This window comes from Bacillus sp. AY18-3 (genome assembly GCF_008042305.1).
Classification (GTDB): domain Bacteria; phylum Bacillota; class Bacilli; order Bacillales; family Bacillaceae_G; genus Bacillus_A; species Bacillus_A wiedmannii.
The window spans coordinates 1-26,526 of record NZ_QKQR01000029.1 but is presented as its reverse complement, the minus strand read 5'-3'; the positions used below and the strand labels follow the sequence as shown (position 1 = coordinate 26,526).

Annotated in this window: 25 protein-coding genes and 1 pseudogene; 20 read left to right on the top strand and 6 right to left on the bottom strand. The window is 32.1% G+C overall.

Going from position 1 to position 26,526, the window contains the following annotated elements:
• Window positions 1-1,441: 1,441 nt before the first annotated feature.
• From DM800_RS22495 to DM800_RS22480, 3 genes are all read left to right on the top strand, one after another.
• Window positions 1,442-3,121 carry a helix-turn-helix domain-containing protein gene (locus DM800_RS22495; protein ID WP_046958496.1) on the top strand — a complete coding sequence of 560 codons (1,680 nt, stop codon included), beginning with the start codon at window positions 1,442-1,444 and terminating at the stop codon, window positions 3,119-3,121.
• Between the two features lie 759 nt (window positions 3,122-3,880).
• Window positions 3,881-4,315, top strand: a complete 435-nt coding sequence (locus tag DM800_RS22485) for a hypothetical protein (protein ID WP_046958495.1) — start codon at window positions 3,881-3,883, stop codon at window positions 4,313-4,315.
• A gap of 238 nt (window positions 4,316-4,553) precedes the next feature.
• Entirely contained in the window at window positions 4,554-5,252 is a 699-nt protein-coding gene (locus tag DM800_RS22480) for a YrrS family protein (protein ID WP_147787613.1), read from the top strand.
• 97 nt (window positions 5,253-5,349) lie between these two features.
• Here DM800_RS22480 and DM800_RS22475 read toward each other — a convergent pair whose 3' ends face one another.
• The 5 genes from DM800_RS22475 to DM800_RS22455 form a co-directional block, all read right to left on the bottom strand.
• A complete protein-coding gene (locus tag DM800_RS22475; RefSeq protein WP_048567213.1) occupies window positions 5,350-5,787 on the bottom strand; it encodes a hypothetical protein in 438 nt (145 codons plus the stop codon).
• Window position 5,788: 1 nt separating this feature from the next.
• On the bottom strand, window positions 5,789-6,976 hold the full coding sequence (locus tag DM800_RS22470; RefSeq protein WP_147787612.1) for a ParM/StbA family protein: 1,188 nt from the start codon (window positions 6,974-6,976) through the stop codon (window positions 5,789-5,791).
• A 660-nt stretch (window positions 6,977-7,636) separates the two neighbouring features.
• Window positions 7,637-8,080, bottom strand: a complete 444-nt coding sequence (locus tag DM800_RS22465; protein ID WP_179955708.1) for an ASCH domain-containing protein — start codon at window positions 8,078-8,080, stop codon at window positions 7,637-7,639.
• Window positions 8,081-9,674: 1,594 nt separating this feature from the next.
• Complete coding sequence (locus tag DM800_RS22460; RefSeq protein ID WP_137050772.1) at window positions 9,675-10,229, bottom strand: MerR family transcriptional regulator; 555 nt, start codon at window positions 10,227-10,229, stop codon at window positions 9,675-9,677.
• Window positions 10,230-11,393: 1,164 nt separating this feature from the next.
• Complete coding sequence (locus DM800_RS22455) at window positions 11,394-12,362, bottom strand: Replicase RepFR55 (protein ID WP_147787611.1); 969 nt, start codon at window positions 12,360-12,362, stop codon at window positions 11,394-11,396.
• Between the two features lie 488 nt (window positions 12,363-12,850).
• Here DM800_RS22455 and DM800_RS22450 point away from each other — a divergent pair, with 488 nt between their 5' ends.
• Both DM800_RS22450 and DM800_RS29725 read left to right on the top strand, forming a co-directional pair.
• Window positions 12,851-13,981 carry an AimR family lysis-lysogeny pheromone receptor gene (locus DM800_RS22450; protein WP_137050770.1) on the top strand — a complete coding sequence of 377 codons (1,131 nt, stop codon included), beginning with the start codon at window positions 12,851-12,853 and terminating at the stop codon, window positions 13,979-13,981.
• Window positions 13,982-13,992: 11 nt separating this feature from the next.
• Window positions 13,993-14,121 carry a hypothetical protein gene (locus DM800_RS29725; RefSeq protein ID WP_255447036.1) on the top strand — a complete coding sequence of 43 codons (129 nt, stop codon included), beginning with the start codon at window positions 13,993-13,995 and terminating at the stop codon, window positions 14,119-14,121.
• 325 nt (window positions 14,122-14,446) lie between these two features.
• Here the strand turns inward: DM800_RS29725 and DM800_RS22445 are convergent, their stop codons facing one another.
• Window positions 14,447-14,791, bottom strand: coding sequence for a helix-turn-helix domain-containing protein (locus tag DM800_RS22445; RefSeq protein WP_137050769.1), 345 nt, complete (start codon window positions 14,789-14,791; stop codon window positions 14,447-14,449).
• 111 nt (window positions 14,792-14,902) lie between these two features.
• Between DM800_RS22445 and DM800_RS22440 the strand changes: the two genes are divergently transcribed.
• The 15 genes and pseudogenes from DM800_RS22440 to DM800_RS22370 all read left to right on the top strand — a co-directional run.
• Window positions 14,903-15,112, top strand: a complete 210-nt coding sequence (locus DM800_RS22440; RefSeq protein ID WP_000217389.1) for a helix-turn-helix domain-containing protein — start codon at window positions 14,903-14,905, stop codon at window positions 15,110-15,112.
• Between the two features lie 204 nt (window positions 15,113-15,316).
• Window positions 15,317-15,538, top strand: a pseudogene (locus tag DM800_RS22435) (SpaA isopeptide-forming pilin-related protein); the annotation flags it as partial.
• Between the two features lie 158 nt (window positions 15,539-15,696).
• On the top strand, window positions 15,697-16,230 hold the full coding sequence (locus DM800_RS22430; protein WP_147787610.1) for a type IV secretory system conjugative DNA transfer family protein: 534 nt from the start codon (window positions 15,697-15,699) through the stop codon (window positions 16,228-16,230).
• A 37-nt stretch (window positions 16,231-16,267) separates the two neighbouring features.
• A complete protein-coding gene (locus DM800_RS22425) occupies window positions 16,268-16,843 on the top strand; it encodes a TraM recognition domain-containing protein (protein ID WP_147787609.1) in 576 nt (191 codons plus the stop codon).
• A 103-nt stretch (window positions 16,844-16,946) separates the two neighbouring features.
• Window positions 16,947-17,195, top strand: a complete 249-nt coding sequence (locus DM800_RS22420) for a hypothetical protein (RefSeq protein ID WP_000514061.1) — start codon at window positions 16,947-16,949, stop codon at window positions 17,193-17,195.
• 559 nt (window positions 17,196-17,754) lie between these two features.
• The gene (locus DM800_RS22415; protein WP_071743584.1) at window positions 17,755-18,198 is read left to right on the top strand and encodes a hypothetical protein; all 444 of its coding nucleotides are present in this window, start codon (window positions 17,755-17,757) and stop codon (window positions 18,196-18,198) included.
• A gap of 29 nt (window positions 18,199-18,227) precedes the next feature.
• Window positions 18,228-18,452, top strand: coding sequence for a hypothetical protein (locus DM800_RS22410; RefSeq protein WP_001018798.1), 225 nt, complete (start codon window positions 18,228-18,230; stop codon window positions 18,450-18,452).
• Between the two features lie 31 nt (window positions 18,453-18,483).
• On the top strand, window positions 18,484-18,792 hold the full coding sequence (locus DM800_RS22405; protein ID WP_000062187.1) for a hypothetical protein: 309 nt from the start codon (window positions 18,484-18,486) through the stop codon (window positions 18,790-18,792).
• Window positions 18,793-18,896: 104 nt separating this feature from the next.
• The gene (locus DM800_RS22400) at window positions 18,897-19,136 is read left to right on the top strand and encodes a hypothetical protein (RefSeq protein WP_147787608.1); all 240 of its coding nucleotides are present in this window, start codon (window positions 18,897-18,899) and stop codon (window positions 19,134-19,136) included.
• Between the two features lie 65 nt (window positions 19,137-19,201).
• Window positions 19,202-20,287 carry a hypothetical protein gene (locus DM800_RS22395; RefSeq protein WP_147787607.1) on the top strand — a complete coding sequence of 362 codons (1,086 nt, stop codon included), beginning with the start codon at window positions 19,202-19,204 and terminating at the stop codon, window positions 20,285-20,287.
• A gap of 15 nt (window positions 20,288-20,302) precedes the next feature.
• Window positions 20,303-21,391, top strand: coding sequence for a hypothetical protein (locus DM800_RS29470; protein WP_255447035.1), 1,089 nt, complete (start codon window positions 20,303-20,305; stop codon window positions 21,389-21,391).
• 97 nt (window positions 21,392-21,488) lie between these two features.
• Window positions 21,489-22,004, top strand: a complete 516-nt coding sequence (locus DM800_RS22385) for a hypothetical protein (RefSeq protein WP_147787605.1) — start codon at window positions 21,489-21,491, stop codon at window positions 22,002-22,004.
• 37 nt (window positions 22,005-22,041) lie between these two features.
• On the top strand, window positions 22,042-24,654 hold the full coding sequence (locus tag DM800_RS22380) for a VirD4-like conjugal transfer protein, CD1115 family (RefSeq protein ID WP_147787604.1): 2,613 nt from the start codon (window positions 22,042-22,044) through the stop codon (window positions 24,652-24,654).
• Window positions 24,655-24,711: 57 nt separating this feature from the next.
• Window positions 24,712-24,921: a hypothetical protein gene (locus tag DM800_RS22375; protein WP_048567227.1), complete on the top strand. Its 210-nt coding sequence runs from the start codon at window positions 24,712-24,714 to the stop codon at window positions 24,919-24,921.
• A 23-nt stretch (window positions 24,922-24,944) separates the two neighbouring features.
• On the top strand, window positions 24,945-26,526 hold a 1,582-nt coding region (locus DM800_RS22370; RefSeq protein WP_370512875.1), incomplete at its 3' end, for a pLS20_p028 family conjugation system transmembrane protein.

The following is a 26,526-nucleotide window of genomic DNA, read 5'->3' as shown; positions in this document are numbered from 1 at the left end:
ATCAAATCGAAATTTGATGAAATGCGTCCCTTTAAGAGAAAAAATGAAAAGATGAAACGCCCTTTAATCCCTTGTGTACCAAGGGGTTTCAGGATTCGTTCTTTTTTTTTTATGGACATGATATAGCTATAGATTTTCATATTGGTAGAAAAGATGAAAAATAGAAAAAAAGCCTTATAAGCATGATCAAATCAACAATTATATCGATTTTAAAAAAATAAAAAGGGACATGATATGGCTATAAATTTTCATGTTAATAATTATGAGTTAAATAGGAAACACTCTTTAAATAGTGATGTTAATGGGCTTTATCTGTAATTTTTCAATTGAAAAAGGGACATGAATTAGCTAGGCGAGTTTTCATGTTCGGTTAAAAAAAGGAACATCATATAGCTATGGGTTTTCATGTTGCATAAATACATGAAAATAGGGTTAGAAACGTGTAAATCCTTAATATGAAAGGGTTTATAGGCTTTTTATCTAAAAAGAAAGGAACATCATATAGCTATAAATTTTCATAACTAATAGTATTGCTGTAATAGAAAAGCTTATATATCAAGCTTTAAGCAATTTTAGAAAAAATTTCGAGTTAGTAAGAAATAAACACATAATGTTATTTTTGTTTCATGTTTTGTAAAAAAGGGACATGATATGACTATAAATTTTCATGTTGATGAATTTGGGGTGTTCGAAGTAATCGAAAAATAAGGGCATTAAACAAGACTTTTTAAGCCGAGTGCCACTGTTGAGTACTGGGTATAAAACGATTAAACTGTATTTTCAAACCATAGTAACTATGTTTTTAACGTGAATTTAAGGAAAGATGAATAAATGTCGTAATTATAAGAATTTTGTATTTTTTTGTTGATTTATATTATTTTTAATGTTAAACTCATTTCAACAAAGAAAGAGTAAACAAAAACCCTTAGCGATTAAAATATCAGAATTTTCAATCTATTTATCAGTTTACTTCATGTGATTTACCTGTTTGTGTATTGCTTTCCACTCTTTCTTTGTTCTTCCTTATAAAAGAAAGCGATTTGTTCGTATCTAATTTTTTTCTTTTTTCTTTTATTCCATAGCAGCTTTAGCTGCTTTTTCTTTTTCTATATTTTTGTCACAAATAATTTTTAAAGAAAAACGGAAGCCATCTTTTTGTGAAGTTGAAATAAAGTTTAACCGTTTATAAAAAGATTATCTTTTTATAAAAAAGGTGCACTGATCTGTCACTTTGGATTTTACAAATCGATGGAGTCTTGTATAATCAGTTACAGAGCGGGCTATAAGTTTGCAAACTAGAGCTTTTAACATGTTAACAACGAAATAGGAGTGGGAATGTTCTGACTTCATTTCTAGTTTTTATAAAAAGGAACATCATATAGCTAATTATTTTCAAGTTCAGATTAAGAATAACTAAATGTATATAAGGAGCAGAATTTATATGGAAGACGTTCTACAATTGTTTAGAGATGCACTATCAATAACAGAACAATTGTATAAACAAGATGAGCAATTGTGGCAAAAATGGGTGTCCTATTATGTTGAGGTTGAAGCAGATAAAAGTAAAATTGTGACTTCAGAATACCTTTCTCCATCATTTTCAATGCTCGTACAGTGGCTAGAGCAACAACAAAGAAAAGGTGTTTCTCCTCTAGATATATATAGAAATATCGATGAATATAGATTAATCATTGATGAGACAATAGGTGTCTTTATTGAACAAGAGTTTCGTAAAAATCAGACAGTTAGTAATAAAGTGCATACAGCAACAAGTGAATCAAATGCAAGCACATTGAATGAAAATTATTTAGAAGTAAATAACTCCGCAGTATATTATAAGTTAAGGGATGGAATAGCTAAAAATCAATTTGAAGAAGATGAAAATACACTGTTAAAATCATATCCAATTGAAACAAAGGATAGTAATGGAGTGGCACAGCTTTCCTCTCATAAAGATGAAGATCTAAAATTAACAAATATTGATGAGGCAGCAAGATGGAATACATTAGTAGACGGTGTAATGAGTAATATGGATGATCTAACTGCAGATTGTTTAGATACCATCACGATTCAATGGTTGAATGAAGCAAAATCGCCCGATGAATTTATTGATTTTTCATATGAACAAGTTTTAGAGATGTGCAGTATTTCAAAGGCTAAGGCAAATGGTGTTGAATACTATAGGGTAGAAGATAAAATTAAAGTAGCGAAGCGGATTGCGGCCCTAGCAAGTATTTTTATATATCTAAATGATGACAATGAAGTAGTCGTATTAAATGATCGTGCTGAAACAGGTAAGCATTATGAAGTAAAACGTGAGGTAATTAAAAGACTATTCGTATTAGATTCTGTAGTTCTATGGAGAGATAAAAACACAAACGAATACATGGGAATAGAATCGTGCCGAATCAAACCGGGAAGTTTCTTATCTGGATATTTATATGGATCTAATAGTACTACCGCATTATTATCAAAAAAGGCACTTGAATATAATAGTTATAGACATAAATATCATAAAAGGTTAATTCGATATTTGACATGGCAATGGAGAATACGTCAAATGTTTTCTAGTTTACAAAGACCTTATTCTATAGGTGGAGATAAAGGTTTGTTAGCAGTTATGGGGATAAACCAGAAACAAAAACCGAATCGTATTCGCGAACAATTAGAAAATGTTCTTATGGATTTAGAAAAAGAAGAGGTAATTTCTCATTGGGAATATGATAATGGTTTAGAAGAAGACAAACTAACAAAAAAGAATTGGTTTAAAAACTATTATTCACAGTTAGGAATAGTAATATTGCCGCCCAAAGAACTAATTAGTTCAATGGAAAACTTAGCAAAAAAGAAAACAATTGATACAATACATGAGGAAAATCAGCCAATAAAAATTGTAGAAAAACCATTAGATACAACTGAAAATGAACAAGTAATTAGAGAGAAAATAGAGTTTGTGCATATGAAAAACAATATAACTATGCGAGAACTTTCAATAGAGATAGGTATATCGCAGCCTACTCTTTCTAGATTTTATAATAAAAAAACAAAACGTCTCTCTAGTACGGCGAGAAGCAAATTAAATCAATGGTATAAACGACAGTTAATCATTGATAAGATGTAAGTTGAAAATTAAGCCTAAAAAAAGAGTCCTATTTCTAGGACTCTTTTTTTAGAGTATTTACATACTAATTACCAATTGAACTCCCCCACTTTGCTACGCTTAAAGTGTGAGATTCCTACAAACACCAGCGTAACTGCTAATTATTTAGAAGGCGACTTCTGAGTCCCTAAGGTTGATACGAAATTCGTATGGTCTTTCAGTCTTGGCCCCGGTTTGACAATGGATTTTCGTAACATAAGCTTAATGACTTTTTCTTTTTACACAACTGGCACCACAATCGACCTCGTCAAACGTTACAAAACTAAGAAAGTGTGGCTGAATATAGACGAAGGCGGAGGCAAGTGCATCAAATGAAACCTTTCTCCATGAAGGATTCTTAAAAATCGTAGTCCACCAGCTTGGCTAGGCCGGGATGCCTCACTAATAGTACGGATTTCTTGCAGCCTGGACAACCTATAGTATTTTCATGGTTGGGATTAACATCGATGAATTTTGGGTAATCTTTTGTGTGCAACCCACTCATCCGGCTGAGTTGCTATCTCCCCTGTACACGGCTTCTCCCCCCACAGAACGATAAAATTAACGAAGAGAATGATGAGTCGTACTTGACGAAACAAATGATAGAAAATGCATGAAGATGTGTACATATTCATTAATAAAATGTATTATTGAAAAGCACTATTTATAATTCAAGTAATCAAGGCTATGTATCCATAATAATTTGAACATTCAGAAATTATAATATTATCTAAAAATGAGGTGAGGTTAATAGAAATAGTACATATTAAATGGTATGGATTGTATAGTTTAAATGATTTTTATAATAGAGAAGAAGCTTTTAAGAAGGGAATATTTGCAATCTCTAGAGTATATGATAAGAAAGAAACATTGATCTATATAGGAAAAACCAAAAGAAGTTTTATACAAAAGATAAGGGAACTTAATAAGGATTGGATTTTTGATGAAAGTGAATTAAAGATTACATTAGGAATAATAGAGTTTCCTAGTGGTGAAAGTTACTCTGAAAAAAAGGTAAAAGAGATAAAATCCCTTTTGATTTTACGACATACCCCATTAGAAAACAACACATCTTTATTATACCATAGAGGGCAGTTTAATTTGAAAATCATAAATAAGGGAAGACGGGGCTTAATTGTTAAAAAGATTTCTACAGGAAATCTAATGTGGACGTAATTGGAATCACCTTTGAGTAAAATTTAAGGTTTCTTACGTACAAGCGCTTATCAATTTTTAATGTATTAAAATATTTTTGAATAACATATGTCAGATGCTTGAAAAAACACAAATTTTATTATGATATGAAATCTTGTATGGGGATTGTAATTAATTTCCATCGTTTAATAAAAATATTAAGAATTATAAGGATAATGCATAAAGATTAGAAGAGAAAATAAACTCGGAGGTTTAAAAAATGGGACAAGTAAGCAGGTTTCAAGAAAAACAACAAAATCGTCGTAAAAAGGTGATTTTTAATATTGCATTTACTTTGGTATTAGTGACAGTTGGTATAGTGACATACCAGTTGTTTTCCCCTTCTGATACATCAAAGAAAGCAATTGCTCAAGAAAAGAAAGCAGCGCAGTTAGAAGAGAAGAAACGTAAAGAGAAAGAAGCAGCGCAGTTAGAAGAGAAGAAACGTAAAGAGAAAGAAGCAGCGCAGTTAGAAGAGAAGAAACGTAAAGAGAAAGAAGCAGCGCAGTTAGAAGAGAAGGAACGTGAGGAGAAAGAAGTAGCACTGTTGGAAGAGAAGAAACGTGAAGAGAAAGAAGCAGCACTGTTAGAAGAGAAACAAAAAGCAGAAAAATCGGTATCTCAAGAAAAGGGTTCTCAAACTAATCCTTCTTGGAAGCCAATTGGTACAAAGCAAGGTGCAAAACCTGAAATGAAATTTAAAGAAGGAACAGTAGATTGGAGTGAGATGAAAGAAGCAATTTCTTATGCTGTTGATGTTCCAGAGAGTCAATTGATTTTCGATTTTATTGGGAATAATGGTAATAATAAAGCTTACGGTAATATACGAGATAAGCAAAGTAATAAAAAATATAAGGTTGATATTGATTGGGTAGAGAATCAGGGTTGGAAGCCAGTATCTGTCCAAGTGGTAAAATAGATAATAGAATTTTAATTAGGTGTTTAAAAGTTTACTTTTGTAAAAGTTCAAAAAAGAGTCCTTATTAATCAGGACTCTTTTTGTTATGTTGACAGCGCTAATTACCAAATAAACTTGCCGTATCAAGATCATCATATTCATCATTCAAAACATTTGTTTCAGATTTAGAAACGTTTTCTTTTTTTTCATCTTCATTATCGGGCTTCTCTTCAGAAGTTCCAATTACTTCATTAGGAGATTTAATCTCATTATGGATGTTTTGATCATCATTTTTGATAATGAGTTTTGAATCATTCAATAGGACCCGTTTAACCTCATTTAAAAAATCTTTATCTTGAAGTAAGATCTCTCTTTGCATTTGTTGTTGAATCTTATAATCACCAACATCTTGTAAACCATGTTTATCAATAAAGTAACAGACAAGTTTATATAATGAATCTGCTATATTTCCTTGAGATTCAAACCATTTAAAGAACTCCTCATTCTCAATTTTTTTGAGATTCCAAAAGAAAGATTCTCTTTTCTTGTCAGCCATATTATCTCACCTTTTTTCGAGTAAGAATATTCTTGATTACTTGCATCCCTCTAGCATTCATATCTACAGCATATTTTTCTGGTATCCATAATAAGTACATACCAACTTGCTCACAATACTCTAATAGTTGATTATATAACTCATCTTTAAAAGTAACACTTCCCCCACCGTATACACATAAAATTTCAGCTTCACTAGCTGTATTACTTACATACTTTTCACTTGTATCTTCTAAGATAAGTTCAGCTTGTTCTACTTTTGTAATATTAAAGTACCCAGTTGCTTCTTCATAGTATTTATGATCTGGATCTTGAAGGATTTGTGAGAATTGTTGGCGTTTAATGTTTGTTCCACGTTCTTGGTTTAATAGCTTAACAGCTTCTTCTGTAGCATGCCCAACTCCACGTCTTTCTCCACTACAAGCATCAATGACTGGATTTACACCAACTGTGTATATATACTCAGTTGTTCCATCTCCAATGTCGCTATGTAAGATTTTTTTGTTCTTAAAGAATGATTTTTTAACTGTCTCTACCTCAAGTTTGTCTTTATATAGTTTAATAAAGTCACTAAACATATCTTCTTCGCCTTCAAGGATTGCATATAAAGGAGGAACGCCTTCCTGGGTAATGTTTGCACTGTTAAATGTTAAGCTGACTGTTACTTGTTCTTCCCCTACATAAACAACTACAACATGATTTGAATTAGTAAAACGTTGCTCTAGGTGTTTTGCATTTACTGGTGTCCATTGGCTTGCTGGAATAGCTGAAATAAGATCAACAGTCACATTAATTGATTGTGGTAGTTGTTCAGTTCTTTCCCACTCAAGCTGAACGGATTTATTTGCAATTAGACCTAGCATATTAATTAACGGCAAATCATCGTTATATTTTTGACCTACTTTAATGTTCATGTTTTTTGGGTTCTTCCCTGTTAGCATCGCTCGATTACCAATAAAGTACATACCAGATCTTCTAATTGATTTACTAGCAATATTTACAAACATATTGTCTACTAGATTAATCACATTTTTTTGAGTGCTTGTTTCTGTCACATTTGGCATTGAGTAAACGCTTTGATATACGTTTTTCATTTTTATGTATTCACCATTAATGTAACCTTTAAAAGAATCGTTCCCAATATCGCCTTCAATGTCTATATGAAGAGTTTTCCCTTTTAAATTCTTCATTATACATCACCTCTATAAAATTTATTTTTTATTTATATTTAATAAATATATTATACCTTAAAGTTAGAGTGATTACAAGGTTTTGAAAGGAATTAACCTTAATTAAATATCTTTTAGATATAATTTAAATATAAAATCGATATTTAATCGAATTAATTTAAATTTCAGGGTTGATTAATTAGGTTTTTATATAATATAAATATAAATTAGATATTTATATTATGTTTGATTTGTGTTTATTAGAACTAAGTTCAGTTTGTTTGCTAGACTAATTGTCTGTTTAGTTAATTGTATGTTTTGTAAGGCGTTTATATAAACCTTGGAGAAGTTTTCTATATGCGTTGAATGAATTCCTTTAAGATATTCTTAGGAATTAAAGTTAGAATTAATAGTTTAAATTATAATCTTCTTAAGAGAATTTGAAGTTTTTGAGGATGTATTTAAATCTGCTAACAGACAAACGTTATCGAAGTGTTAATCTGGTGTTTAATAATAAATAAACGCTATGCGTTAACATGGCGTTTACCCCTTTAATAACAGTGTTTATAAGGTTTTTGTTAACGAATGATAAAGTTGTTTTAAAACAGGCTATAAAATCGGATTTTTACAGCCTGTTTCTTGTATATGTATAGCTAGAATAAAGCATGTTTGGATTTCAATTTATACTCTATCTCTATACACATCCATTACCCTAAACGTTTGATAAATTAGCAATAAGTCTGGAGCAAAAGTAAGTCCATACGGGCTTAATTCCCAAGTGGAAAATTCAAAACGCTCACTATACTCAGATCTGGAAAAATCACTTGTTACTTCATTCATTTTTAAAAAATCAATCTCTGTATATTTTATAATTGCTAATCGAGTATTGTCTCCAGCCAATACAATATCGTACTGACCAAACTTTTGAATTTCTTCTCCTTCAAGCCCGTAAACACAATATGCAACGTATGTTCCCGTTTGGGTTCCTTTAACAACTAAACTTCTTAATTCATCTCTCATTTCCTTGGAACCATCTCCAAACACCCATGCATCTGGAACACTTATGTTTAACTCATTTTCTCTCGCGTACATATGCCAATATTCTTCTATTTTATTAACTGATATTAGTCCCTCATCCCTATAATCTCTCAATATTTTAGAAGAACATGTAAGCCATTAAATATATTAATTTAGGATGTTTTGCTTTCTCTGATCCATGTATATAATGTGAGTTCGCAGTTTACATAATAACATTCGGTATGACCCTCTAGATTTAGTGTAATAACTGATAGACCGCTTAAGTTATAGTGTTCAAAAGTAATAATGAAAGCATTAATTAGAGCGAGTAATTTGTATATGAACCAACCCAATTATTTAAGTTAGAATTCATTTTTTAGTTAATAAAGTAGTTAGTTGGATCTGAAAGTTTAATACTTTCAAGAGGATGTGATGTTTTAGAGAATGTAACTAGATCCCCTAAGGCATAAACGTTATCAAAGTGTTATTTTAGTGTTTAAGAATACGTAAACGCTATCCGTTTTTGTAGCGACTATCCCTTTCATATCAACGTTTATGAGGGTTCATTTATTTAGAAGAATGCAACTTGTACTAAGCTTGCTTAGAGATAATGATAAAAGATTTGCTGATAAAGCTGAAAGTTGAGGATCAAGAAAGCTTTGTTTGTGAAATTTAGGGGCGCGTTATTTTAAATTTGTAGTTTCATTTCAAATAAGCTATCATTTTATATTTGTAATAAAGAAGCGCAATTTAAGTATTCAATATATAATTTCATTACAACAAGATTAAAATGAATACAGAATGAACGCTTGTGAAGTGGTAAATTAACGTTCTAATAAACGTGAACGCTTAGCGTTCATAATCCGTTAAACCCATTGTTTTATGGGGTTAAGGCATTCTCACTTAAGTTCTATAATATGAAAATATTAAAAAGATAGGGCATTACAGCGTCTAACCAAGCTTCCCAAAAAATCAATGGAATTTTGATGATTTTGAAAATAATGATCAATACATTGATATTAATTAATACCGAGGATCTTTGGGATTCATAGGTAAGGCCAAAGAAATATATAAATACTTGTAATTGTTGAAATGGTGGAATTACCTTAAACGCAATAAAATTGAAAGTAATACTCTAAAATTTATACAAAATTAAATTTAAATTTGAGTTGAGGAATAACTATATAAAATTGAAGTATTTAAAAACTAAAATTGATCGTGAACGCTAGGCGTTTATGGTGCGTTAATCCTTTTAATATCAAAGGATTAAGATAGCTTTGATATTAAAAGGATTAAGAGCTGTGCGTTTATGGTGCGTTAATCCTTTTAATATCAAAGGATTATTTGATATTAAAAGGATTAAGAAAAGTAATTAAGAAAAGGTTGAGAAAAAAACAGGGTTTTTTGGCTTTTTCAACTAATAATATTATAATTGAAATTAAGTTATCCTCTCTTTATTATACTTAGGCGATATGTATGAACTTTAGTAAAAAAGTATATGAACTTTTGATGAATATTAGTTAGATGTATATTAGTAAATATACATTTTACTTTTGAAGTTAAATAGGTATTAAAGACAGACATAAGAGGAATTTTTTTTAATAACGTATATTTAGCATTGTGAAGATAATTTCCCAAATAAAAAAAGCGGTAATTACCGCTTTTTTTATTTGGGAAATGTGTTTAAAAGAAAATCGTCCAATTAGTTTCGATTGAACAAACGTTGAATGAACGTTTTTTTACTGTTATCTTGTTGGTCTTGGCGATCTTCATTTAACAATTGAATGGCTTTATCCAGTTTTTCCTGTAGTAACTGGATTTGTAAATCTTTTTCTTCCTTTTCTGAGCGTTCTTGTAATAATAAATTAATAATATCTTGGTTTTGTTGTACAATTTTTTCTTGCTGGTTAAACATATAGGAAAACTTATCTTGAATTATTGAAATATCTGTTTGTGAACGTTTCTGAAGTGTTACTTCAGTTTCATTTTCTTCCTGAACACTATCCGTTTTCGGGGCGTTTTCTTCGATTGTCTCCATGCTTCGTGTAGCGGCCTCTTCTAATTTCCAGTTTTGATTTAGGTATTCCTTCATTTGTTTTAAAATATCTATATCATTTTCATAATAAATTCGTTGGTTACGTTCATTTCTTTCAAATATGTACTCCATTTTTTCTAGTTCAATTGACCATCTACGAAGTGTATTAGTGTTTATATCCAGTTGCTTTGCTACTTCTTGTGCAAAATATCCATATTCCAAACTTCACACCTCCATTATTTGTGTGTTAGATATTCTTTCTTTATTAGAAGGATCATTCCTCTAATAATAAAAATCTTTATTGGGTCACTCGGTAAGAAGCTTTACTACCTTTAAAATGTTTTCAGTGTAGCTACTTGTGTGCTAGATTAGTCTATATATCTAGTATTAATGTTAATTAAATTATAAAGGTTATCCGTTTTGATAACGTTCACCTTAGGAAATAAAAAGATATTTAGTAGACAATACAATAACTAAAGAATTACTTGAAATTTTATTAGTAAAAGTTTGTTTCCAATATAAGAATTTTACTAGATATATGTGCAAGAATCAAAGTTTTCATTAATAGAATTAGTATCCAGTTAATATTCTTTTAATTTGAAATATATAAAATTCAATAAGGGAGTATTGAACGCTATGCGTTTAAATAGCGTTTTACTAGTAAATAATAATACTCAATTTGAAATAGGGATACTTCTAATGAAATTTTTGTTCCTCAAAATGACTTATAAGGTGTTTTAAACTTTTACATAATCAACAAAGTATTAGAGGTATTTAATCTTAAACAAAAATAATGTTACAAGGTTATATTTAATAGTTTACATTTTTTAGTGTGGTCGATCTTTTTAAAGTGCATTCAATAGCTAGTGATATTCTTTAGAAGTGGGGGAGGAAGGGGAGGCATATAGATTCCATTTGAAATGAATAGAATTTTATCAGATTTTAGGGAAGATGATTACAGGCATCTACATAATCATTTATATATTTTGCAAGTTGAATCGGATTCCCTAAAATTAGACAAAAGAGAAAGAATTCCAGAATTCTATATTAAATAAATCTTGTTTTAAAAAGTAAAACCAATAAAAACATTAGAAAAAATAATCATGCTTTTAAACTTACTCTAGCAAGCTATTCAGCTTTTTCACTTAGTAAATTTCAAGTTTAATTTGATAGTTAAAGAAGAGGTAACTATAAATATATTATGGTTACCTGCATACGTAGATTGCTTGAAACTTTATAAAAAAATCCTATAAGATGATTTGTATTTTGAAGTTTCTTGTGTCGAAAAACAGCAAGTTTATGACCGTTTATAAGAGGATATGACAAATAGCCTTGCTATGGTTGATTTTTTTAAGCAAGGCTACATACTAGTATGATTTTTAAAATTTAATTACTCTCTTCTAAAAAATTATAGAAAACGAATTCTCTTTTTTTATTTAAACCATGCAGTGATTTCTTTTCTAATGCGTTTTGATTTCTTCGTTCCCAGTTTTGTTTAGATTTTTGCCCAGACATTTTTATAAAATGTGCAGGATTGCTATTTTGAGCTTCATTGTATTGGAACCATTGCACACATTCTTCAAAATCCCATCTAGCATAGCGATCGATATAATGTGGCATCCTTAAAGCAATTGTGTATGCATCTTTTTCACTAAGATGATTTAGTTCTTGGCTTAAAATGTAGTAATAAGCTTTTCTCTGATCCTCACTTAGATAGTCGTCTAAATCTTGTAATCTGTTATTCTTTTCTTTTAATTCACAATCCTTATCTGATTTTTCTTGTTTATTTATGTTGAAAACATCTAAAGAATTAGACGAGACTTGTATATCATTCTTTATATTTTCAGGACTGGCTACAAAATTTTTCTTGAAAAGTTTTTCACTTAGAAATTTAGTGAAAGTAGAGCACACATCAATTGCTAAAGCCCATTTTATCTTAAAATATTCAATGATTTTTAAATAGTTGTTATGTATGGTTAATATGTAAATTGAAGGGGCGATTTTACCATGTCTTCGCACTTTAATTTGTTGGCATACGCCCAGATCTTGCAGCCATGTTAACACGTAGTTAATGACTGGTTTTGAAATGCCTGATTTTTTGCTGATGTGTTCTTGCCTAACTTGACTATAGCCTTCTTGTACTAAATAAGATAAAACAGTCTCTAAGGCTTCATATTTTCTTTTGGTAAGGTAATCTTTAGTGGTAACACCCTCATATTCTAGGACAATATTGTCAATGTAAGTAGTAACTTTTTTAATTGATTGATTAATAGCCCCGGTTTTCTTTGATAGGTGACTGATGTGAGGACTTAGTTCGGCTTTCGCCCGACTAAGTAAAAAGTTGTGCAATAACACAGAAAAAACCTCCTAAATTTCCCACCACAAATAAATAGGAAAACAGGGGTTTTATATTCACATTGTATGCACCTTATGGTATAATTTTAATATCAAGTATGATACTAAAGAAAAACACATACATTTGTAGTGTGAATCTAAAACCCTATCCAGAGGAGTTTTTAATTAGTTCGAAGTTTGCCGACCTAGACTAATTAAAAACCGTGCGGTGGGGTTTTATTTTTTATATGAATTTTAATATAAGTAGTTTATAATGCATTTGTAACTATTTTACACAGATTTTTTTGTAATATCAACTAAGAATAGGTTAAAAGTTAGAACAATAGCGCAATTAATTAACTGAAAATTAAGTTAATTATATAGAAATATAGAAAAATTTATAATGGAACGAAAGTTTCACCGATTTCTGTTAAGATGTATTTACAGAATATTCTATATGTGTAAATCTTCCTATACATTAGCATTTCAAGGGGATGTGAGAGTATACCATGATATTAGATAGAATTCATAAAGACTTAAATGATAAAGGTATTACCAATAGGCAGCTTGCAGCAATATTTGATACTAGCCATTCTAAAATAAATGATTCATTTACTAGGAAAAGAGAGTTTGACTTTTATATTTATACTGAAATATTGAATATGTTATATCCACATGATTATAATTTTAGAAAAACGGAAGTACTGAAATATTGTGAAGAAGCAAAACGTAAAGTGAATTTAAGAATTGCTTTTGAATATTTGGACATGTGTGGAGAATTAGATTTATTACAATATTTAATTGATAAGGAAAAAGAATCTAACAATAAACTGAATCGTAAATTTGCAAATGCTTATGAATTACTTCATTTACGAAATGCTGGGAACATGAATACACAAACTTTTTTAAAAACAGTGAAAAAGAAAATGGAACAGAGAAAGAGTACAGATGATATTAGCAAAATCCCAATGGATTTTTCACTAATTTACGCGTTTTTTGATCATCGAAATTATAATTTAGTAAGTGAATATACAAATGATTTATTATCACAAATTAAAAAAATGAAAAATCCATTTTTACGTTCTTCTTATGAATTACGTACCATGGAATTGCTTGCGACAAGTTTTCATAGGAATAACGAGCTAGAAAAGGCAAGGGAATTATGTAATAAAATGATAGCTAGACAAGGTAGAGTCGCCTTAATACCCAAAGCAACAGCATATTGTATCATGGGTGAGACATATATATTAAGCGATTATGAATTATCCAAGTACTACTTGGATAAAGGGTTGCAACTTATGGTAGCCCCAACTAACAAAAAGATGTTCAAGAAAAAACAAATGATACAAACTACTCTAGATTTTCTTAACATACATTTTGAAAGGGATCTAGATGATATGAAACCAAAAAACCCGGCAGAACTTGCATACTTGTATGTCAAAAAAGGGATGAATCAACAAGCAGATAATCTTATTGAAGAAATCAAAAGGGAAAATGGTTTCGTGACACCGTTACAAGTATTCATTCAGGCTCTTGCAAGAGAAAATATGATTTTAATGAGAGATGCATTATTAGCATTTGAGAGAAATAACGACTTGTTCTATGCAGAACTTCCTAAAAATGTACTAAAATTGAAGTAGGGGTGGTACAAGTGAAAAATTGGACAAAGAAAACTTGTTTGCTAATTACAATAACAGCATTAACAATGCTCCCAATGCAAGGGAGTATTGCTAAAGTTATTCAATATATGATGGTAGATCCTGGTGGCGGCGCTGGGTGATAGGCTTGTTAAACGATGACACTACAAAAAATTGTAGTGTCATTTGTTATTTAAGGAGTGGAACATTTTTTAATAATTTGTAATGTTTCGTTCCACTAATGCAAAATAATAGGAATTTATAAAATAAAATCTATCTTATAGGAGAGTGCCAATTTAATGAAAAAGAAAAATATATGTAAACAAGTTGATTATGATTTCTTGGTATCAGTGTTGTCACAAACAAGCGATTATGTTGGACTACATAGTAAATTAAAAACGTATATACAAAAAAATAAAAGTTCAAAGCCTATTCTAAGAAAGAGAGCAAATTAAAAAAAGAGGGAATTTATTTTTTATTTTTTTTAACTTTGTACCCAAGGAATTCTATGTATTCTAATAATCCTTTTTCTATTTCTAGACGTTCATCTTCGGATACTGAATTAAGGTCTTCATATAATTCTTTTGCCAATCTACTTATTTCATTTTTATTAGAATCATTGTCATTTCCAACTAAATAGTCAACTGAAACACCAAAAAAGCGTGAGATTTTTACTAGCATTTCATAATTTGGCTCTGCCCCTGAATTTTCCCAATTGGAAATTGTTGTTTGTGCAATCCCTAATGCTTTTCCAAGAGCAGTAGCGCTTATGTTTTTTTTATTTCTTAATTCTCTTAATCTTTGTCCAAACATGATTTTCAGCTCCTTCTAACATTTTATATGTTATTTTTTATAAAATCTAACTTAAACAGTGTTGACTTTAGGCTTAAAGACGAATAAACTATAAATAAGGTGGTGAGATATTTGACAGTTCTAAGAGAAATTCGTGAGTCAAAGGGTTATACAATTATAGAAGTTTCAAAAGGTTCGAAAATTCCTGCAAGCACTTTATACGATGTAGAATCAGGCAGGAAAGGTTTGATTTTTAGCAGAGCAAAAAGTATTGCGGATTTTTTTGAAGAACCAATTGAGAAACTTTTTTTTGCAACTTACTTTCGGGCAAAGTTGAAATAAACTATTTTCCCCAAAAATACTTATACAGTTATATTGTAAATGAACCTTGTAGAAAAGGTACAATTTTATTGTTATTTTTTAAGTTTTTAAATCTGAAATTTCTGATTTATAGTATTTCAACGTACATGTAAAAATCGTATTAGATGAATATTAATTTAGCAGAAACCCATTCTTGTGAAATTAAAGAAGCTAGTCAAATTTTAACCACAAAAACTAGGAATACCACAACCAAAAGTAACCGAACAACCCTTTACTCCACACATGAAGCAATCACAACAAACAACAAAGAAAATCGAAACGTATCTTCCAACAATAGGCGGTAAAGCTGAAAATCCATACATAAAATGGATTGGTCTTGCATGTGTCGTACTTGGCTTAATTGGAGCTGTATTTGCAGTAAGAAACCGGAAGAAAGCTCAATCTTGATATGAAAGAATATGAAGCTCATTTTAGTAATGTAGATGAAAATCCATTAGGCTTTGCTATTGGATATCGGAATGCATGTATACTCGTAATTCCCATTTGGACGGTTATTTTTTGGATAGGGAGCAAGATATAAGAAGCCGAGAGGGAGATGAAATGAAATGTCAGGAATCTACATCGGTAATGTTAAACAAAGTTATATTAACCCGTTGGATATAAAGAATTTATATGAAACGGAAAAGGAAAAAAATCTATTGTTTTTAGGGCAACCTGGAAAAGGTACGAAACATCGTATAGGTGATTGGCTTTCTAAAGAACTCATGCAAGCTATTTCTATTGCTCAAACTGTAATCAAGCAAAAAGAACGGTATGATTTCTGGATAGAATCCGCTACAAACTTATTAGCTGGAAGTATCTTGTATTTAAATCAACGACATGGAGATTTATACTATCTAGATTTAGAAAAGGTTAGGGAATTTGTCCAACAAGCAAAAGAAAATGATAACTATCTTTTAGAGTTAAGTGAGCTATTAAAGAAAGATCATCCAGCCTATCAAATATTTAGCGTATTAGTCTTATCAGTAAAAGAAACGAGGCAATGCACAATTAATACACTTTTACGAATTTTAGATGAGCAGCAAGAGCAACATGATAATTTAGAAAAACAGAGAGATTATTTTTGGTTTCAATACTAGTCATAAGCGGATAATGAAATAGGAAGGAGTGCAATACATGTTAGGCGTAGCTAAGAAGTATACAAAGGTGATTAGAGCGTTGAAAGAACTGAATGAAGGGGAAAAGGTTGCAGGTGTCATAAAAGCTCGTTTTGGGGCTTATAAATCGGTCATAGAAGGTGTGAAGGAAACAACCGATGAGTTTGTTTTCATTTTTGATCCGAAAGGCATCTTTTATGAAGATACCCATCACGAAAAACGAAAACAAGGATATCACACCATCAAACATGATTTACTAACTGGTTATGAAACGCTTGAAATGGATGTAAAGCAAAAATCGGTTGTGTATATCAGTATCGAAACGGAAACAAGTACGTATCAAGAGAGAGGAGAAGCGTTATCAAATTTTCTTCAATATCTAACAGAATGCAAGAATATAAGACCGATTCACCTGGTATTTCATCAATATGATTTGTACCCAATCCCTCATATGGAGCAGTTTTTAAAAGAAAGCGCAACATACCACATTCGGCATTCAATCGTAGTTGAATCTCAATCCGCATTACAGCACATATACGGAAAAGAGGCAGCACAACGCATTATCACTTCGTACAACACAACAATCCTAGCATGATCTAAAGCACTCGTTCACTATTTCATCCTATCTAGATGGCTAGAAAACTAGACAAGGGAGAAGCGTTTTTCTCCCTTCTTTATCAAAAATAGGAGGCGTTCATATGGGAAAAGAAAAAAGACTCACGTTTTATGATATTGCCGCATCACAAGCTCATAGTGTTAAAACTTTTGATGGAAAAACATACGAACTGAAAGGTACCATCGCAATTGAAAATAGCACAGGAAGCATCGAAAAGGTAGCTCAAATTTATTATCAAGTGCGCTCGGTTAGAGATGAACATCAAAACTTAATTGCTAAACGAAAAAATAAACATGCGGAATTAGTAGCTGTAAAACAAAAATGTAAATAAAAAAAGCGATTTTGAAGTGTGCTGAGAACATAGCACAAAGTAAGTTGCTCTTTGACAATTTAGATATATATTGCGTATCTTTTCCTTTCAGTATTGATGTAAAAGGATGATATACGGCTTTCAATATATATGCGTGCCTCCCTTCGAAAGGTCACTAGAGGGGTTAGGTATACGATTATCGTTGGGTGAGTAAGATCGTAAAACTCATCTGTGACCACTGGGAAATGCAGTGTATCAAAGACCTGTTTGTGTCAGTACTCGTGAGGAATATCCCATTTTGACATTCTGAAGAAGCGAGGAACATCACAACAGTAGATACATAAGGTTCTACGTTCACGCCAAAATACGTAGTGCGGTATTGGGCATATAGAAGCTAGGTCGGGGTTAGCCTCTATACGCATGCCAATACAGGGTTCGTCATTCCAGCCATAAATGATATTTCCATTTTCTATCCCACTTTCCTATAAATGTTATAAAATAAAGACAGATGTTGAAGTTAAAATGTGTCTCATCACACTTCAAAATCGCTTATAAAAATATGACATAGGGAGGAACATGCATGAGTCGTAAAGGGTGGATCATTTCCGCTATTGTTGGACTATTAATTGCAATTGGTATTGGTTCAACATTTGTCTTTGGTTCGGGAAAAGGGGAAGTAATGGAACTTAGTCCGTTAGAAATGAAGAAATTTATGAGTGAGGATGGAACAGGTTTTGTTATGCTAAATTCCACTAAGAAGAAAAGAGAAAATTGGCTTCATATTATAAAAAAAGCAGCGCAGCAAGAAAAAGTTCAGATACAAGAATTGAATGAAAAGCGTGAAGATGTACCAGGTTCAAGCAACCCTTATGATTGGGGATTATCACAAAGAAGAGATTCCCTTGCTTATTATGAAAAAGGAAAATTGAAAAAAGATATTGATTTTTCCACATTTAAAGAGTCAGAACTTGAAAAAGAAGTTACCTATTTTGTTCAAAATTGCAAAGAGCAATATCAGAAGTAATCACATAATCATTGAAAGGTGGTGATACAGTGGCGATTACACAAAGGGAATTAAAAAAAGAAAAAGATATGGTAGCAAACCTATTAAGAGCCAATGGTCAGGATTATAACCATTGGCTTCATTTACATCATCAGAAATACATTGAAGAAAATCAAGATCTAGTAATGAAGGCTTTGCAAGCTTATAAAGCAACATCAACAGAAGTAAAGGAAGATAGCAAGGCGAATGAATCAAGTCAGCTTAGTAACGTATAAGCACTTAAAAATGAAAAGGGAGTGAATGTATATGTCAATGTTGGAAACATTATCTCAAATGTTAGTGTTAGGTGATGCGATGGATGGTCTAATTAATACAGGTAATTCTTTTATTGCATGGATGCAAAGAGGGGCAATGGTTAGTACAGCGATTGTATTTTGCTGGGGCGCTTATCTATTAATTTGGGGCGGTGAACGAGGAAGACATAAATGTATTTGGTGGTTTCTTGGTGGGGCAGCCGGACTCGTTATTGTAATGGGATGCCAATACTTAGCAGAGAGCGTAAATAGCAATGTGAAATTTGGTCAAATCTTATTCCCGTTTTTCTGGATGAAATAGTGAAAAAATATAATTAAGGCAATGAGGGAGCTATGCAAAGGGTATGGCTTTTTTTGTTGCCTTTTTTTATTAGAATTTGAATTTTGTTTGGGAGGTAAAGATATATGAAGAAAAAAGAACTGACAGGTTTGAATGAACAATTAAATAAAATTTATGCGTCTATCCTTTTTTTTACAATATCTATTGTTGCCACTACACTTATGGTTTATTTGATTGAGAAAACATTTATTCTTCCAAGCTGGTCTATAGTTGTTAGTTATGCTGTTCCCTGGATTTTATTATTAATACAGACTTTATTAATTATTAGAGTTATAAAAATTAAAAGAGCTATGAGAAATTTATAATATATGCATTTTGAGATCATTCGAAATGAAAGTAAATATAAATCAAACGGAAGAAAGGAGAAGCCATGTTTGTCATTTTTAAGAGTAGCAATGGAACTGAAATTGAGTCGGGTAAGCAATATTCGTTTCATGAAGCTTATATCTTAACGAAGCGATTAGAACGAGTTTATAGAGAAGCAGGGCGGCAAGAACATATTGATTTCGATTTGTTAGATGGTCATTCTAATGAAATTTATAACGGTACGTTATCACTTGGTTCGAGATATGCAGATCACATTTTTGATCACATTTCTAAAAAAATGAATGTGATGCAATTAGATCCAGAACAAGAGGAACAAAAAAAGGAGCTGTTAGAAACGTTAGAAAGGGAAATCAATGATTCTCCCTTTCATGAAGAATATGAATATCAAGAAGAATTACCAATAAGAAAGGAAGAACCCTCTTATAGTCTATCGAATGAAATAGAGCCACAAGTAAGGCCTGGAAAGGAAAATAGAAAAGGATTTAAGATTATTGCGAGTGTCATAGGAAGCGTGGTGTTAATTGGAGCTGGTGCCATATTTGCCTTTAAGTTATTCTCTTCCGAGCCAGTTTCGAGTGCAAATGCTGGCTCGGAACAATATGTAGTAAAAGGGTTACAACAGGCAGCCATTCAGCAGTATGGAGAAGCCGTTAAATACTTCGATAAGGTCAATTACACAGAATTAGATAAAGATAGTCAGAAGGCAGTTTTATTTACTTATTTATTAAACGGAAAGGCAAATAAGGCATTACAATATGAGCCGAAATTTGCAGAAAGTGTGGTTGCTTATTTTATTGGGATAGACAACATGAATAAAATTAATGAAATTGATGTCAAAAATGATGTAATCGACTTTGAAAAGGCAGCACTTAATAAGAAATATGAGGAGGTAATTAAGCTTAAGGGTAAAGTCAATATGGACGGTAGACGTGAAAAACTCATTGTTGAAGCTTTTGTAAATCTAAAAAAATATGAAGATTGTTATTCCTTTGCTAAAACGCAAGGAAATAAAAATGTAATGAAAGAGGTCAAAGAATTAGAGAAACGAGATATTCAACAATCTACGATAAGTGAAGAAGAAAAGAAAGCTAAGGTTGAAAAAATTGATGAAGATCTACAGAACATCTAAGGGGGAGAGAATAACATGCCTTTAAATTATGAGAATCTGTACAAAAAAATGGGAATTGTTTTTCTTGGTGGTTCATTGATATTAAGTACGACAGGTTGCAGTTGGTTTGGAAGTAAGGAATCATCAAAAAGTAAATCAGCTATTACAAAAAAAGTAGATAAGAATAAGCCAGAGGAAAAGAAAGAAGATCTGAACAAACAAGATTTTGAAGCAATTACAGAGAATGCAATTCAAAGTAAGGATAATGAAGTTGCTTATGTACTCGAAGAGCTGGATAAATCAAAAATTAATTTTAAAGAAAAATCTATTGTAAGTAATCTTCAAAATGGGGATGACACCACTTCTCGTGTTCTAGCACTCTTTGATAAAGAAACAACAGATAAAACACTTCAAGATACAACAAAAGATAATGTGATTGCAGCTATTACGGATAATAAGCCACAAGTCACCGTGAATGGAGATCATTTTGCATTCGGTGATCAAAATATTGATTCTTCAGTAGCGAGTATAGGTGATATTCTTCCACCAGAGAAGAAACCAGATACAATTGTAAACCCACCAATTATAACGGAGGGTGAGAATGGTAATACGGAAAATACAGAGACAGAAAAACCAAAGCCACCAATAGAGCCGGAAAAACCAACAAATCCAGAGAAACCAACAGAACCGGAAAAACCAACAAACCCAGAGAAGCCAACAGAACCAGAAAAACCAACAAACCCAGAGAAACCAACAGAACCGGAAAAACCAACAAATCCAGAGAAACCAACAGAACCGGAAAAACCAACAGAACCAGGAAAACCAACAGAACCAGAAAAACCAACAGAACCAGAAAAACCAACAGAACCAGAAAAACCAACAGAACCAGAGAAACCAACAGAACAAGACAACAGAACCGAAAAAACCAACAGAACCAGAAAAGCCAACAGAACCAGAAAAACCAACAGAACCAGAAAAACCAACAGAACCAGAGAAGCCAACAGAACCAGAAAAACCAACAGAACCAGAGAAACCAACAGAACCAGAAAAACCAACAAACCCAGAGAAGCCAACAGAACCAGAGAAAACAACGAATCAAGAAAAGCCAGTTCTGAAACAAAATGAAAAGATGGTAGCGAGTAAATAAAGAAAAAGCCAACTGATATTGCCAAAAAGGTACTCATAAAAAGAGTACCTTTTTAATTTGAAAGGGGTCATATAGATGTTTGTTAATAGTGCAAATTTAGTGCAAATTTCAAGTCTAGATAAAAGTTTAATGGTGGTAGGTAGAGTGGGAACAGGGAAAACGAGGGAATTAAAGAAAATGGCTTTAAGTTTATCAAAAGTTTTAGTGTTAGATCCACTGAGGGAATACGAGGACGAAGCATTCGGGAAGCAAACAGAAGGTCAGGTGACTTTACAACACTTGGATTGTGAATCGAATGAGGGGTATGGGAATTTTAAAATTACAGAAGATGTGACAAATATAGCTAAACAATATGAATACGTAATTGTAGATGAAACCAATTATTTATGTCAGGAAGATTTTATATACTTTCTTCAACAAATGAAGGATTCCAATATAAAAGTAATAGCGAGTTTTCAAAACATGCCATCAGATCCCGAGATTACTAATAAATTTCGATACATCATATCTTTAGATGTAACAAATGATTTCGATAAGATAACAGCGTATGAAAAATATAATTATGATTCGGGATTTGGCTTAAAAAAGTAATACGTGTGGCTAGATTGAACAGAGGTGATTCTTTGATATGTATAGTGAAAAGATATCAATCAAATATAAATTAGCTGAAAAAGAAGTACTCATTCCATTGAGTGCTTTTTTGTTTGTTGGCATGTTTTTGATCGCTAATTTTTTACTCAACTTATCTTTAGAGCTGATAGAAACAACATTTAGTGATTTATTACATCCTAAACCATTTCATGTGGAGGTAGGATTTCTTTTTCGGATGCCAATTGCAGAGCATCCAATATACTACTTGCTTGTTTTCCTTGTAGTGATTGGAACTATAGCGAGAACAGTGTACAAATTGAAATCTTCCTTTAAAAACTTAAATAATCATGAGAAAGGATCTAGTCGTTTTACAACAGTTGAAGAGCTTAAAAAGCAGTACCGAGCTGTACCAGATCGAGAGGAAACATTTAAAGGTGGCGGTGGTGTTGTTATCTCCCGATTAGGTGACAAGGTATTTATTGATGATAGCCCGGTAAACAATTTAATCATTGGTACAACTCGCTCTGGTAAAGGAGAAACCTTTGTATTTCCTACAATTGATGTCTATTCTAGAGCGGAACATAAGCCATCTTTAATTTTTAACGATCCAAAGGGGGAATTGTTCAGCGCATCGAAAGAAACTCTGGAAGAACGAGGCTATCACATTGAAGTTTTGAACCTATTAACTCCACTTGATTCTATGAGTTATAACTTATTGCAGCTTGTCAAAGATGCTTATAAAGATGGAGATTATTCAACAGCGCAAGCACTATGTAAAACACTCTCTCACACTTTGTATTATAAACCAGGTGTTAAAGATCCTTTTTGGCAAGATTGCGCTATGAGCTTATGTAATGCCATGATTTTAGCTATAACAGATAAATGTATTGCAGAAGGAACAGAAGAAAAAATAACGATGTATGCAGTAGCTAACATGCTATCGGAACTTGGCTCGAAAGAAATAATTATAGATCCAGAGGAACCGCCGAAAAATGCTTTAGATTTATATTTTGAGAATTTACCATCAGACAGTGTTGCGAAAATGCAATATGCAACTTCTAATTTCTCAAAAGGACAAGCTAGAGGTGGTATTTTTACACAAACAATGAACGGTTTATCTATTTTTACATTTGATGAAATCGCTAAAATGACCGCAAAAAATAGTGTGGATTTAAAACGTGTCGGTTTTGGAAAAACAATAAAAGGAAAAGTGACACCTAGAAAACGAATAGAAATTATATTTCCGGATGGATCAAAGGAGTCTATCAAGGCAGATATTACGGGACGTTTTGCATTAGATTTTAAGAAAGTAATAAAAGTTGAGGATACCATTCAATTTAATGAAAAAGGAAATAAGAAAAAGAAAACATCTATTTCTATTATGAAAATAGATGAAAAGACAGGTGATACAGAATTTAAAGTAGTAGAAGAAAATGAAGATATACAAGTAATAACAGTGGATTATTTCGATAAACCAGTCGCTATTTTTATGATTACACCAGACTTTGATTCTTCAAATCATGTGATTGCTTCTATTTTTGTAAGGCAGCTTTATTTTATATTGGCAAAGGGTGCATCCCTCGCTCGTGGAGGGAAATGTCACCGTGAAGTAGTTTTTTGCTTAGATGAGTTTGGAAATATGCCGAGTATTGAAGGAATGGCAAATATTATCACGGTTTGTCTTGGTAGAAATGTTCGCTTTAACCTTGTAATCCAGGCATATGCACAATTGAAAAATAAGTATGGTGAGGATGCAGATACGATTGATGGAAACTGTGGGAATACAATTTACATTCTAACTAACGATCAAGAAACCGCCGAAAAAGTTTCTAAAAAACTAGGGAATCAGACGATTAATCTATCTTCCCGAAGCGGTAAAGGTCTTTCTACTGATAAAAATAAAACGGAAAGTCTAGATCAACGACCACTGTTAACATCAAATGAACTTATGAATTTTAAAGAAGGAGAAAGTGCTGTTATTCGTGTCATAAAACGTCAGGATAATAACCGAAAACGGATCAGACCTCGCCCGATTTATAATACGGGGGAAACAGCCTTAAAATACAGATGGGAGTACTTAGGAGTAGAATTCGATACAGATAAATCTATTTTAGATATAGATATTGATTCTCTACATGATGATGTAAATCCAAAATCTCTTATTGTAGATTTTCTAGGAGAGAGAAAATCAGAACAAATTGAGAAAAAAACATCAGAACCAGAACAAGTACAAGAACAAGTACAAGAACAAGTACAAGAACAAGTACAAGAAGCTTCTTCCCAAATAGAGACACCGCAGCCAGTCGAAGAACCAACAATGATGGGAATTGATGAAGAGATTCCGGAAGAGGCGTTTCAACAGGAAGATAGCCCGTTTGATTCCCTTTCCATTGAAAATTGGAAAGAAAAAACGGTTAATGAATTTTTTGAATCTGATTTAGCAGTTTTGAAACTGGTTGATAAGTTCTTTATAGCGCAATTAGGTAAATCAATAGATGAAGTTAAAAATCAAGAAATGGGCGAGTTTTACAGTGAATTTCAAATGTTAGCTCATAATGACCACATCGACAAAAGTGTTTATCAAGCAGTCGAAAACAAGATTAATCGAATCTTGCGTGATTTAGAAGAAAAAGAACAAGTAACAAGTTAGAAAGCACTCAAATGATTGAGTGCTTTTTTGAATCCAAATATAAAGGGGGAAGAGGTAATGGGTGTACCGACAATAACGGATAAAATGCAATTGATTTTAGATAGCTACTCGCCATTTGTGACAGAAGAAAATGAGATTATTCTTGGTCTAGAAGATGCGGTTCTTTTCCTCTCAGTAGATCGGGAACAAAAAGGGAAATTGATTATTCGTATTGATAGACTGAATGAAAGGGTGAATTGGACAGCAAAGGAAGTATTAGGCCAGTAGTAAACAAGAGAGGAGGATAAATGGTGAAAGATGAAGAGATTTTAAAGGTTTTAGAATCGTTCTCGGATTATCTTCAAGTAGGAGACATCGTGAATTATGTATTGCGTTGGCTAGGATGGTTCCTAATTGTAGGCTTATCTTTAGTTGTAGATGCTTTAGAAGGTGTGACAGATGCAATTCTGGGGATTAAAGGATTCTTTAATTCACCGGAAATACAAAATTTTGTTGATATGTTATATCCATTGTTTGTCGTTCTTTTAGCCATTTCGTTTTTATATATTGGCTACATGTTTATTATGAACAAACAAATGAATCGTTCTCAAATTATCATCAATATTTTCATAACATTGAGTGTACTTTGTTTATTAAGTACAGGTATGACAAAGGTCGATAAGTTCACCGATGATGCCATAGCGGTTGTAAAATCAGAACAAAAAGGCTCTTTGAGTGATGAAATTATTAAGAAGAACATAACGGATATTGCAGTAATAGATGAAAATAAATGGAAAAAGAAAGAAGACATGAATCCGAAGAATCATATTCCAGAAAAAAACATCAGGCAGATAGATATTACTGAAAAAATAGATAAAGATTTTGAATTTGCAAAGGATAAAAAGTTATCAGATGATGGACAGGAAATTTTAAAAAATAAAAGAGTAATGGATGGGATGGGAGTTGCATCTTTAGCTGAATTAAAAGATGGATGGTTTGATTTCTTCCCAGAAAAGTATTATCGCTGGCATTGGAATTTCTGGAATATATTCTTTACTTTACTGATAACAGGATTAACTTTGTTATTGGTAAGTATTAAATTAGCTAGATTATTTTATGAATTGTCTTTTAACTACTTGTTAGCAAATATATTAGCACCAGCTGATGTTGCGAATGGTCAAAAGTTAAAAGCTGTATTATCTAATATCCTCAATATATTTATAGCAACGATTATGATATTCCTATCTTTGAAGCTATACCTAATAGGAACAGCTTTTCTCCATGACAAATTAAATGGTGTACCGTATCTGATTGCATTAGCCGCATTTAGTATGGCTGTACTAGATGGTCCAGCAGCCGTAGAAAGGTTATTCGGTATAGATATTGGATTAAAGAGCAGTTGGGGTATGTTAGTAGGTGGTTTCGCACTTGGCAAAGGAATTGACAGTCTTGCAAATTCAAAACCTATGAAGAGTCTCGGAAATATGATTGGAAAAGGAGCGAAAGGTGCAGCAGAAGGAACGGGTGTTGCAGCAGCTAAAACAGCAAGTGCGGCAGCGATGGCAACAGGTGGCGTGGCAGGGCTTATAAGCGGTTTGAAAAAAGGGAATGAGTCTGAAAATAAAGAGTCCTTGCAAGATCAAATGAAAAAAGCGGATCAGAAAAAAGCAAATGGTAATGATTTAGCAAAAAAAGAAAAAGAAAAAGGTAACTTAAATAAGGAAAAAGATAAAAAGAATGGTGGTACGTCATCTATTCAAGAAGACATGCAAAAAGGAGGGAACGAAAACCCAGGGGGAGCGAATGGGGAAGAATCGGGAACAACAAGTCTTCAAGATGAAATGAAAGAAGCTGGAAAATCAAATGGAGCGATTGAAGGAAATCCAACAGCAG